Source organism: Rahnella sp. RcJ3 (genome assembly GCF_009498575.1).
Taxonomy (GTDB): domain Bacteria; phylum Pseudomonadota; class Gammaproteobacteria; order Enterobacterales; family Enterobacteriaceae; genus Rahnella; species Rahnella aceris.
In genome coordinates, this window is the sequence record NZ_QSNX01000012.1 from 106,273 (window position 1) to 117,906 (window position 11,634).

Annotated in this window: 12 protein-coding genes; 8 read left to right on the forward strand and 4 right to left on the reverse strand. The window is 52.3% G+C overall.

Annotation, left to right across the window (positions count from 1 at the left end):
- Window positions 1-13: 13 nt before the first annotated feature.
- From arnD to DXU84_RS16735, 8 genes are all read left to right on the forward strand, one after another.
- Window positions 14-913 carry a 4-deoxy-4-formamido-L-arabinose-phosphoundecaprenol deformylase gene (gene arnD, locus DXU84_RS16700; protein WP_153376255.1) on the forward strand — a complete coding sequence of 300 codons (900 nt, stop codon included), beginning with the start codon at window positions 14-16 and terminating at the stop codon, window positions 911-913.
- Window positions 913-2,583: a lipid IV(A) 4-amino-4-deoxy-L-arabinosyltransferase gene (arnT, locus tag DXU84_RS16705; RefSeq protein WP_112152171.1), complete on the forward strand. Its 1,671-nt coding sequence runs from the start codon at window positions 913-915 to the stop codon at window positions 2,581-2,583. The genes arnD and arnT overlap by 1 nt, the downstream gene beginning before the upstream one ends.
- The gene (arnE, locus tag DXU84_RS16710; protein WP_013576120.1) at window positions 2,580-2,912 is read left to right on the forward strand and encodes a 4-amino-4-deoxy-L-arabinose-phosphoundecaprenol flippase subunit ArnE; all 333 of its coding nucleotides are present in this window, start codon (window positions 2,580-2,582) and stop codon (window positions 2,910-2,912) included. The genes arnT and arnE overlap by 4 nt, the downstream gene beginning before the upstream one ends.
- Complete coding sequence (gene arnF / locus DXU84_RS16715; protein WP_013576119.1) at window positions 2,909-3,298, forward strand: 4-amino-4-deoxy-L-arabinose-phosphoundecaprenol flippase subunit ArnF; 390 nt, start codon at window positions 2,909-2,911, stop codon at window positions 3,296-3,298. The genes arnE and arnF overlap by 4 nt, the downstream gene beginning before the upstream one ends.
- A 154-nt stretch (window positions 3,299-3,452) precedes the next feature.
- Window positions 3,453-3,932, forward strand: coding sequence for an NlpC/P60 family protein (locus tag DXU84_RS16720; RefSeq protein WP_013576118.1), 480 nt, complete (start codon window positions 3,453-3,455; stop codon window positions 3,930-3,932).
- Between the two features lie 96 nt (window positions 3,933-4,028).
- Complete coding sequence (locus DXU84_RS16725) at window positions 4,029-5,042, forward strand: lipoate--protein ligase A (RefSeq protein ID WP_121019047.1); 1,014 nt, start codon at window positions 4,029-4,031, stop codon at window positions 5,040-5,042.
- Between the two features lie 515 nt (window positions 5,043-5,557).
- The gene (locus DXU84_RS16730; RefSeq protein WP_037035304.1) at window positions 5,558-6,286 is read left to right on the forward strand and encodes an EAL domain-containing protein; all 729 of its coding nucleotides are present in this window, start codon (window positions 5,558-5,560) and stop codon (window positions 6,284-6,286) included.
- A gap of 142 nt (window positions 6,287-6,428) precedes the next feature.
- Window positions 6,429-7,883 (forward strand): YdiU family protein, encoded by a 1,455-nt coding sequence (locus DXU84_RS16735; RefSeq protein WP_153376257.1) that lies wholly within the window; start codon window positions 6,429-6,431, stop codon window positions 7,881-7,883.
- Between the two features lie 46 nt (window positions 7,884-7,929).
- On the opposite strand, the gene DXU84_RS16740 is transcribed toward DXU84_RS16735, so the two are convergent.
- Genes DXU84_RS16740 through DXU84_RS16755 form a run of 4 tightly spaced genes read right to left on the reverse strand, consistent with a single transcriptional unit; the run spans window position 7,930 to window position 11,600 of the window.
- Window positions 7,930-8,718 (reverse strand): heme ABC transporter ATP-binding protein, encoded by a 789-nt coding sequence (locus DXU84_RS16740; protein ID WP_013576113.1) that lies wholly within the window; start codon window positions 8,716-8,718, stop codon window positions 7,930-7,932.
- Window positions 8,711-9,739: an iron ABC transporter permease gene (locus DXU84_RS16745; protein WP_013576112.1), complete on the reverse strand. Its 1,029-nt coding sequence runs from the start codon at window positions 9,737-9,739 to the stop codon at window positions 8,711-8,713. Before DXU84_RS16745 ends, DXU84_RS16740 begins: the two co-directional genes overlap by 8 nt.
- Window positions 9,736-10,566 (reverse strand): hemin ABC transporter substrate-binding protein, encoded by an 831-nt coding sequence (locus DXU84_RS16750; protein ID WP_013576111.1) that lies wholly within the window; start codon window positions 10,564-10,566, stop codon window positions 9,736-9,738. The genes DXU84_RS16745 and DXU84_RS16750 overlap by 4 nt, the downstream gene beginning before the upstream one ends.
- A complete protein-coding gene (locus DXU84_RS16755) occupies window positions 10,563-11,600 on the reverse strand; it encodes a hemin-degrading factor (protein ID WP_013576110.1) in 1,038 nt (345 codons plus the stop codon). Before DXU84_RS16755 ends, DXU84_RS16750 begins: the two co-directional genes overlap by 4 nt.
- Between the last annotated feature and the right edge of the window lie 34 nt (window positions 11,601-11,634).

Here is an 11,634-nt window from a genome sequence, read left to right on the forward strand (position 1 = left end):
AACGGTGCCCGTCATGAAGAAAGTGGGTCTGCGCATTGATGTGGATACCTGGAGTGGCACCCGCGAGGGTGTCCCTCAGCTTCTGCAAACTCTTGCAAATCATAAAATTACTGCCAGTTTCTTCTTCAGCGTTGGCCCGGATAATATGGGGCGTCATTTATGGCGCCTGCTTAAACCGCGCTTCCTGTGGAAAATGCTGCGCTCTAATGCGGCGTCTCTTTACGGCTGGGATATCTTACTGGCAGGCACCGCGTGGCCGGGTAAACTTATCGCGCGTGATCTCGGTTATCTGATGAAAGAAACCGCAAAACGCGGGCATGAAGTCGGGCTGCACGCCTGGGATCATCAGGGCTGGCAGGCAAAAGTCGGGAAATGGTCCGAGAAACAGCTGGAAGAACAAATCCGCCTGGGGCTGGATGCGCTCGAAAAAAGTTTGGGCCATGATGTCGAATGTTCGGCCGTAGCAGGCTGGCGTGCCGATGAGCGGGTTATCGAAGTCAAAGAACGTTTCCACTTTTACTACAACAGTGATTGCCGCGGAACGCGACCTTTCCTGCCGGTACTGGAAAACGGAACACTGGGCGCTGTGCAGATTCCCGTGACGTTACCCACTTATGACGAAGTGGCTGGCGGCGAGATTAACGCCGATAACTTCAACGACTTTATTCTTGATGCTATTGCGAAAGATCATGGTGTACCGGTTTATACCATTCATGCCGAAGTGGAAGGCATGTCACTGGCTAAACAGTTCGATGAATTGTTAACCCGTGCGTCTGCGCAGGGGATCCAGTTTTGCGCGCTGGGTGAGTTGCTGCCGCAAGATCTCAGTACATTGCCAAGAGGCAAAGTGGTTCGCGCCAGTTTCCCGGGTCGGGAAGGCTGGTTAGGCTGTCAGCAAGAAGGTTTTTCCTGATGTCGAAAACAATTAAAGGCCTGTGGGGCACGCTGATTTTGGTGTTCTTTGCCCTGGTTTACCTTGTTCCTCTTAACACCCGTCTCTTATGGCAACCCGATGAAACCCGTTATGCAGAAATCAGCCGCGAAATGCTTCAGCGCGGCGACTGGGTTGTGCCACATCTTCTCGGGTTACGCTATTTTGAGAAACCCGTCGCGGGTTACTGGTTTAACAATATCAGCCAGATGATTTTTGGCGACAGCAACTTTGCCGTGCGTTTTGGATCGGTATTCAGCACGGCGCTTAGCGCGATTTTAGTGTTCTGGCTGGCGCATCTTATGTGGCGCAACCGCCAGACGGCTTACACTGCGGCATTGATTTATCTGTCCATGACGTTGGTTTTCGGCATCGGGACTTACAGTGTGATGGATCCGATGATCACGCTGTGGATGACGGCCGCAATGGTCGCAAGCTATTTCTGCCTGCGGGTATCGCGTACACCGCAAAAAGCCCTGAGCTGGATTGCACTCGGGCTGGCCTGTGGTATGGGTTTTATGACCAAAGGCTTTCTGGCGCTGGCGTTACCGGTTATTGCGGTTCTGCCGATTATCTGGCGCGAAAAGCGTTTCAAAACCCTGCTTGGCTGGGGGCCCCTGGCGATTGTGAGTGCGGCGGTACTGAGCCTGCCGTGGGTGCTGGCGATAGCACACCGGGAGCCGGACTTCTGGAACTACTTCTTCTGGGTTGAGCATATTCAGCGTTTTGCTGAGGCTGATGCTCAGCACAAGGCACCTTTCTGGTATTACCTGCCGGTGCTGTTTCTGGGGGCGCTGCCATGGCTCGGGTTGTTACCGGGAGCTTTGCGGGCGGGCTGGACTCAACGCGTCGTGCGTCCGGAATTGTTCTTCCTGCTGAGCTGGACAATCATGCCGCTGATTTTCTTTAGCATTGCTAAAGGTAAATTGCCGACTTACATTTTGCCGTGCTTTGCGCCGCTTGCCCTGCTGATGGCGGATTATTTAGATAAGATCCTTGAGTCAGGAAAATTACGTGCACTGAAAGCCAATGGGACCCTCAACATCGTGTTTGGTGTGTTGCTGGCCGTGGCAGTTCTGTTGATCTCCGGCATATTACCTTTCCACATCAAAGCCGTGTTCAGTCGTTCTGAGTTGCCGCATGCCCTGATCGGTATTCTGTGTTTTGCCGTGTGGGCGCTGGCTGGCGCAGTGTCGCTGACGGATTTGAAAAAGCGCTGGTATTGGGCTGCCCTTTGCCCGCTGGTGCTGGCATTGCTGGCCGGACAGGCTATTCCGAAAAAAGTGATGGATTCCAAACAGCCACAGCCCTTTTTGACGCAAAATATGGCGTTGCTGAAAGACAGTCGTTATGTGCTGACAGATAACGTCGGTGTGGCAACCGCAGTTGCGTGGACACTCAAGCGCAGCGATATTCTGATGTTTGATGAAAAGGGTGAGCTGCAATACGGTTTGAGCTATCCGGATGCCAAAGACAATTTTGTCGATGCGGCACATTTCTCACAGTGGCTGCAACAAGCGCGTCAGGCAGGAAATGTTTCTCTGATCCTCAGACTTGACCGTAATGCTGCGGTGAAATCCTCTCTGCCTCCTGCGGATCAAACGGTGCGGATCGACCGTCAGGCACTGTTATTCTACAAAAAACTGCCATGACCGGTTTCCTTCTGGTTCTTGTCGTCAGCGTTGTCACCTGTGCCGGTCAGCTTTGTCAGAAGCAGGCCGCACAGGTTGCTGCGCATGGCATGGCGAGAGTTTTACGCTGGCTCGGGCTGGCGATATTGTTGCTCGGTATCGCCATGCTGTTATGGTTACGTGTATTGCAATTATTGCCGCTGAGCCTGGCTTATCCGATGCTCAGCCTGAATTTCGTCTTGATCACGCTGTGTGCCCGCTGGTTCTTCGGTGAAGTTGTCGATGGCCGCCACTGGTGCGGCGTCGCACTGATCATGTGTGGTATTGCACTAATGAGTGTCAGCTTATGAAAGGATACCTGTGGAGTGCGGGAAGTGTTTTGCTGGTAACGGCGGCACAATTACTGATGAAATGGGGCATAGTGCAGATCCCGTTGTTTTCACTGGCCGCTATAGATACTCCCTTTATTGTTAGCCATTTACATGCCCTGATTGCCGTTTTTATGGGGCTGTGTGGCTATATATTATCGATGGGATGCTGGTTCTTTGCCTTGCGTTACCTGCCACTCAACCGGGCGTATACCTTACTGAGTCTGAGTTATGCGCTGGTGTATATTGCCGCAGTAACGCTGCCCTGGTTCAATGAAAGCATCAGCTTAAGTAAAACAATTGGCGGGTTGCTTATCCTGTCAGGTGTCTGGCTTATCCACAGTAAACCGGTAAAAAAATCCCATTGAATGATTTTTATGACGATAAAAAACATCATTAAACATTGGATGACGGATAAAATAGCGCTAAATTCTATTAGTTCTTAGATAACGGCGACTTATCCGGCGCGCGTAAACCTTCGCGTCTGGTCAGGCCGTGATGCTATTCGAGAAGGAATGCACTATGCGCTGCTCATCCGTATCCATGTATTCCCTGCTGGCCGTTGCCGCATTAATTCTTAACGGTTGCAGCAGCCACGCTCCGCCGCCAAGCGGCAGGTTTGCCGATTCTATTACTGTCGTGGCCGAGCTTAACGACCAGCTCAGCCAATGGCACGGTGCCCCGTATCGTTACGGCGGATTACAACCGAGCGGCGTTGACTGTTCTGGTTTTGTCTTCCGCACTTACCGCGATCGGTTTGGCGTCGTGCTGCCGAGAACGACCGCCGACCAGACCAAAATTGGCACCAAAGTGCCACGTGATGAATTGTTGCCCGGCGACTTAGTCTTCTTCAAAACCGGCAGCGGTGAAAATGGTTTGCATGTCGGTATTTATGATACTGCCGATCAGTTTATTCATGCCTCGACCAGCCAGGGCGTGACCCGTTCTTCACTCGACAACGTTTACTGGCGAAAAGTGTACTGGCAGGCGCGCCGTATCTGACACGGTGCCCAATCGCATTCCCCCTGATTTCACTGCGTATTTCATCCTGTTTTTTGCTGTTATTATCAAAGCAGACTCATTCAGGATGAATATGCAATGAAACCTCTCAGACTATTACTTTCCGATTCTTACGATCCCTGGTTCAATCTGGCCGTAGAAGATTGTATTTTCCGCGAGATGACCACGCAGCGTGTGTTATTCCTCTGGCGAAATTCCGAAACCGTGGTTATCGGGCAGGCGCAGAATCCGTGGAAAGAATGCAATACCCGCAGAATGGAAGAAGACGGCATTCGTCTGGCGCGGCGCAGCAGTGGCGGCGGGGCGGTTTTTCACGATCTCGGGAATACCTGCTTCACCTTCATGGCGGGTAAACCGGAATACGATAAAAGCATTTCAACCGGCATTATTCTCAACGCACTAAAAACGCTGGGTATCGATGCTACTGCCTCGGGTCGTAACGATCTGGTGGTACAGACGCCGGAAGGCGAGCGGAAAATTTCCGGTTCCGCCTATCGTGAAACAGCCGACCGCGGCTTCCATCACGGCACGTTACTGCTTAATGCCGATCTCAGCCGTCTCGCCAACTATCTCAATCCGGACGTCAAAAAGTTGCAGGCAAAAGGGATCACTTCGGTGCGTTCGAGGGTCGCGAATCTCAATGAGTTTGTGCCGGATATCAATCATGAGCAAATTTGCCAGGCCGTGATTGCGGCATTTTTCGACTGGTATGGTGGGAATGTAAAACCTGAAATCATCTCTCCGGAAGTGTTTCCTGACATTCCGGGATTCCCCGAAAGATTTGCTAAACAAAGCAGCTGGGAATGGAATTTCGGCAAAGCACCGGCCTTCAGCCATTTACTGAACGAACGGTTTATCTGGGGCGGGGTGGATATTCACTTTGATGTGGAGAAGGGCAACATCAGCCGTGCGCAGATTTTCACCGACAGCCTTAATCCCGCACCGTTACAGAGATTAGCTGCGGAGCTGGCAGGCACGCGCTATCACGCGCAGGACGTCGGGCAAGCCTGCCAGCGCATCATTATCCGATATCCGGCGATGCAGGCTGAACTCACTGAACTGCAAAACTGGCTGGTGCGTTGTATCCAGTAAAGTTGAGAATGCCGGAGGTCGGTGATGATGACGAATAACCTCCGGTTTATTATTACCTTAGCAAAATTACTCATCATTCTTAAAAGCCCGGTTGTGAATCCCGTCACTTGCGCAATATTCCATAAGTCACTATAACCATTAGCTAAAATATTTAGTAACATGCTTTTTGGGCATTAGCACAAAACAAAGCAGGAATTCTTGTTGAAAAAGGATTGATAGCGCTCACAAGGCAAGTTGCGTGTTTTCACCTCTGGCGATAAGATTAGTCTGAAATCCCTGTGTTGACTGTTATAACCCCTAAAAAGAAGGCAATAAGGGAAAGGCGTTTTTAAAAACTTTGAATCGCAGCCGCTCGTGTGGTCGTCTCTGTACACTTACAACCGGATAGGCTCTTTATTGATATCAATTTCTCTAATATTTCGGTTTCGCCTCGGGGCTCCGGTATCTTTATGATCTGATTGATAGTCAAAAAAGTTATTAATCAATTAGTCGTGCCGTTGATGTTTTGGACAAAAATGAAAATACAATTCGATACGGCCTTTAACAGCAGCTACCTGTGCCAGCCGGTCTATACCATTGACGGGAAATTACTCGCCATAGAATTAATTTGCCGTTTTTCCAGCGCAGACAGCAAGTTAGTCATGCCCACAGAACTGGTACTGAACCTGTTAACACCGCAGCAGTTATTACGGTTTCTTAATGAACAACAGATATGGGCGGGTGAGCATGCCCGATGGTTTAGCGATAATCAGGTTATTTTGAATATCAGTGTTGAGGAAAAACAGGTGGCCTTATTGCTGGAAGATGAAAATCTCCGCAATGCGTTCAGCATGCATACTTTCATTCATCTTAATCTGAGTGAGTCGTTTCCGCGTCTTTCCGAAGGCAAAAATAACCAGCAACTGGTTGCATTAAAAAAATATTTCCCGCTTTGTCTGGAAAACTTCGGCTCAGGCACTATTAACATGGTGCCCGTTTTTGACCATCTTTTTCAGTGGGTGAAGCTCGACAAAAATCTTTTCTGGCAGCTCTGTGAGGGTGAACATTTCACTATCGTGATGCCCTCGCTGATAAGAAATGTTAACCGTTTTTGCCGTAATATCGTGGTCGACGGGCTCGACTCTCAGGACTATTTTGATGCGTTACGCAAAGTAGAAATACAAGGGGTGAAGGGTTTGCTATGGCCTGGTGTTGAGCCCGCTGAACTGGACAGCCTGCTTGTGCGGCCCAGCCAATTTCACTGATCGTCGCAGGTTGTTTCACTCTCAGGATCCCGGCCAGCGCCTGCTGTGCCGGGATTTTTTATCACTCAAGGTCATAATCTCCCTGCATTCGCTCCGTGTTAATTAACGTCCCGCAGTCCTACACTATTAAAAAGGGGGATTTATGCTGCGATTTGAACATCATTATGCTGACCAGTTGCCTGACTTTTACACGCAACTGCAACCGACGCCGCTAAAAGGCGCACGGCTTCTTTATCACAGCGAACCACTGGCGCGTGAACTGGGGCTGGATGACTCGCTTTTCGATGCTCAGCATCGCGAATACTGGTGCGGTGAAAAACTCTTCCCCGGTATGCAGCCTCTGGCTCAGGTTTATAGCGGGCATCAGTTCGGCCAGTGGGCCGGACAACTGGGCGACGGACGGGGTATTTTACTGGGCGAACAGGTTTTACCTTCCGGAAAACGGTTCGACTGGCATCTGAAAGGGGCCGGGCTGACACCTTACTCACGAATGGGAGATGGTCGTGCGGTTTTGCGTTCTGTCGTGCGTGAGTTTCTCGCCTCGGAAGCGCTGCATCATTTATCGGTGCCGACAACGCGGGCGTTGACGATTGCCACCAGTGATGAGCCGGTTTTCCGCGAGCAGCCTGAGCGCGGTGCGATGCTGATCCGCGTGGCGGAAAGCCATGTTCGCTTTGGTCATTTCGAGCACTTCTACTACCGCAAACAGCCTGAACATGTCAGGCAACTGGCAGATTATGTCATCGCACATCACTGGCCCCGGTTGCTGGAAAGTGAGCCGGTTGACGCATCACGCTACCAGCAATGGTTTACCAGTGTGGTGGAACGAACCGCTGCGCTGATTGCACAATGGCAAAGTATCGGGTTTGTACACGGCGTAATGAATACCGACAATATGTCGATTCTCGGACTGACTATCGATTACGGCCCTTACGGTTTCCTCGACGATTATCAGCCGGGTTATATCTGCAACCATTCCGATCATCAGGGGCGTTACAGCTACGATAATCAGCCGGCGGTGGCTTACTGGAACCTGCATCGTCTGGCACAAACGTTATCCGGCCTGATGTCCACGGAACAGCTCCAGACCGCACTTGGCGAGTATGAACCGGCGCTGATGAGAGCCTATGGCACGCTGATGCGCGGCAAACTCGGTTTCTTTACCGAGAATAAACAGGATAACGATCTGCTCACCGGGCTGCTAAGTCTGATGGCGAAAGAGGGGCGGGATTTCACGCAGACTTTCAGGTTGCTCAGCCAGACAGAACAACAGCAGGCCGCGTCGCCTTTACGGGATGAATTCATCGACCGTGACGCTTTTGACAGCTGGTATCAGGCTTATCGTCAGCGTTTACAAACGGAAGATATTGATGATGCCACGCGGCAGGACGCCATGAAACAAAGTAATCCACGCATTATTTTGAGAAATTATCTGGCGCAGAAAGCCATCGAAAGGGCTGAAGTGGATGATATCAGTGCGCTGGAGCAACTTCACCAGGCATTGCGTGACCCTTACAGCGATGCGCCTCAATATGACGAAATGGCGAAACTGCCACCCGACTGGGGAAAACACCTCGAAATATCTTGTTCGAGCTGAGATAAAAAATGCCACATCTGAATGTGGCATTTTTATTGAACCGTCTCTACTGGCGTAAGAAAACTTGCGGCAATGCGGTTTCCGGATGCGGGCAGACGTTCAAATCGGCCTGATACCAGCGGCTCAGTATGGCCTCGCTCAGTACGTCAACGGGCGTCCCGCTGGCGACCACTTTTCCGCCGTGCAATAAAATAATCCGGTCGGCATACAACGCCGCAAGATTGAGATCATGCAGCACGCAACATACCGCCAGCGGCGTTTGCCGGGTTAGCTGTCGCAGCAAACGCAACGCGTGTTGCTGATGATATAAATCCAGCGCCGATGTAGGTTCATCGAGAAACAACCAGCGTGAGGAAGGGGCGGGTTGCCAGAGCTGGATCAGTACCCGCGCCAGTTGAACCCGCTGCTGTTCGCCCCCCGATAAATGGCGATAATCTCTTTCTGCCAGATTCAGACAATCGGTTTGCGTCATGACTTCAGTCAGTGCCCGTTGCATATTTTGCTGACCGTGCGGTGAACGCCCGAGTGTCAGTACTTCCCGCACGCTAAAGCCAAACGCCAATGTACTGTTCTGACGCATAACTGCCCGGGTGCGCGCCAGTTCCTGTGCTGGCCAGTCATTGAGTTGCCTTCCCTGAAGCGAAATCTGCCCCGATTGTGGCATCAGGTAGCCGGTCAGCATACGCATCAGTGTTGATTTTCCGGCACCGTTTGGCCCAATCAACGCCACCATCTCTCCGCTTTGCAAGCTGAGTGAAACATCGTCAATTAACCGGCGGCTATTGACGGAATACGTCAGATTTTCTGCAACCATTGATGAAGTAAAGTCAGACATTACGCGGAACTCCCGGGCGCAGGATCAGCCATAAGAAATACGGCCCGCCAATCAGGCTGGTGAGCAATCCCACCGGCATTTCTGCCGGAGCAACCAGTGTGCGGGCCAGCGTGTCAGCGAGCAAAAGCAGGCAGGCACCCGCCATGGCCGATCCCGGTAATAGCCAGCGGTGGTCTGCGCCAATACGCATCCGCAACAGGTGCGGGATCACCAGACCGATAAAACCGATCACACCAGAAACCGCGACAGCAGCCCCGACCAGCAGGGCGCTCAGCAGCAATAATTGCAACTGCGTGCGGCGGACATTCACACCGAGATAGTGCGCGTCTTCTTCACCTAATTGCAGGATATTCAGGCGCCGCGCCATGAACAGGGCCGCAACACAGGCTGGCAGGATCAGCGAAGAGGCCACAGCCAGTGTCGGCCATTGCGCCTGCCCGAGACTGCCCATGCTCCACAAAGAGAACTGGCGTAACTGCTGGTCATCACTGACGTAGGTCAGCACGCCGACAGCGGCACCGCACAGTGCATTGATGGCAATACCGGCAAGCAGTAAGCGCGATAACCCACCATGGCCGAAACGACTCAGTGTAAAGACGATGGCTGAAATGGCCAGACTGCCAGCAAATGCGCTGATCATATGGCTGTACAGGGCCAGCAAGGGTGGCAATGCCAGTGGCATCACTATAGTCAGGGCAACCGCAAGCGCCGCGCCGCTGCTGATCCCAAGCAGGCCGGGGTCCGCCAGCGGGTTGCGAAACAATCCCTGCATAACCGCACCGGAACTGGCCAGCGCGCAACCGACTACCACAGCCAGCAGCACGCGGGGAAGGCGGATTGTCAGCCAGACCTGCCATAAACTATCGCCAAATGGACGTGCGAGTAACGTCCTTAACGACAGTGACATCGCGCCGGTATTCGCGGCCATCACGGCCAGCACCAGCAGAGCGCCGCCAAGGCCAATCATCGCCCAAACTGGCGAACGGCGACCTGACGGCACCGGAGGGCTCATGCTACTCATTTTGCTTGTTCCGCAGCCTGACGAAGTTGTGCCATCACCGCAGGTGTTTGCAAACCAAAGCCCAGCAGGGACATATCATCGATGACCAGCACACGCTTATTTTTGCCCGCAGGCGTCATAGCAACACCCGGCAGTTTCCACACCTGATCCATTCCACCCAGGGTTTTAACTCCGTCAGCGGTCAGTAGCAGGATATCCGGCGCACCGGCAATCACCCCTTCCTGTGACAGCGGACGGTAACGACTGAATCCCTGCATGGCATTTTTCGCCCCGACAGACGTAATCATCGCATCTGCCGCAGTATTCTGACCTGCTGCCATAGATGACATGCCACCGTGGCTCATCACAAACAACATTTTTACCGGCAGGGCATCGTGTTGAATAGCAGAAATCTGCGAACGATAGGTCGCGATCAGTTTTTCACCTTCCGCCTGACGGTTCAGCGCTGCGGCAATTACTTCGATTTTATCCGGGACGATGTCCGCAGAAGGTGTCCCCGGCACACGCACCACTTTTACGCCGTTCTGCTCAAGCTGTTTTAACACCAGTGAGGGTTCTGCCAGTTCGCTGCTCAGCACCAGCGACGGGTGCATAGACAAAATCCCTTCAGTATTGAGCTGGCGCATATAGCCGACGTCCGGCAGAGCCAGTACTGCCTGCGGACGCAAACTGGTACTGTCGCGGGCAACCATTTCGTTGCCCGCACCGAGTGCGTAAACAATTTCGGTAACGTCACCGCCAATACTGACAAGCTTTTCAGCGGCATACAGCATCGGGGTCGCCAGCAATGCTGTAATAGCGGCCACCATTTTCAAGGTTTTGTTCATGCTGCAACACCTTCATTGCTAAGTTGCGCCAGTTGTTCCCGCCACTGAGTTTGTTCAGGATTGCCTTCGTTACGCTGACCGTAAAGTTGCGCGATCTGCGTACCATCAGCGGCAAATAACTCCAGGCTGGTCACGAAACCGTCTTTGGTCGGCTTACGTGTGATCCAGCTTTCCGCGATAGCACTTTCCACCAGATGCAGGGTGAACTGTTTGTTGAAGACGTTAATCCATTCACCGTGCGGCATGACCTTTTCAATCGGACCGGTGAAAATTTGCACGCAACCCCGGTTGCCTACAAAAATCATGATTTCGTTTTGGTCATCTTTGGCGATATTCAGTAAACGCGTCAGCGAGCCGTTATCGACGCGCCATGCCAGATCATCCCCGACAGCTTTAAACGCTTGCTGGCGGGTGACATCGTGACGTTTCAGCAACTGGAAGAACTGGTGAACGTCGGTCATTGCACGCCATTCAGCATCGAGAGTGCTGGTGTCGGCGGCTGTAGTCGGAGCCGGAACTTCAGGGGCGACTTCAATTTGCAGCGGAGGATTGACGTCACTTTTGTACTGCGCAATCAGCGCGTCCCATGCTGCCATGTCAGTTTCATCGGTGTTATACACTTTATGAACGGCATCACCGTGCGCATCGAAGAACTGAATGCTGTGGCGAACGCCGCGGGCCGTGGTTTCTGACAGGCTGAAAATGTGCAGCCAGTGTTGCAGGAACAAACGCAGGTCCAGCGCGCGTGGATTAAGGATCAGACCGGCGTGACCGCTGAGATGCTGATTCTCATAGCGACCTTCCTGCTCGTGTACGGCAAAGTTGTTACGGGTGATTGACTTGGTGCCACCGACATTCTCCAGAGCAGCCAGCAAGCTACGGGCATCAACATCCAGACGCGCAGCATCATGGGAAACACGTAAAGCCGTTAACTCAGCTTCGCTTATCCGTAAAATTCCCGCCAGATCGCGGGCATATTTACCGGGATTAGCTTCTTTTGCCTGTAAATAGTCCTGATAGTGAACTGAATGCATTGCTGTTTCCTCGTTGTCTAAAGTCACCCGCTCT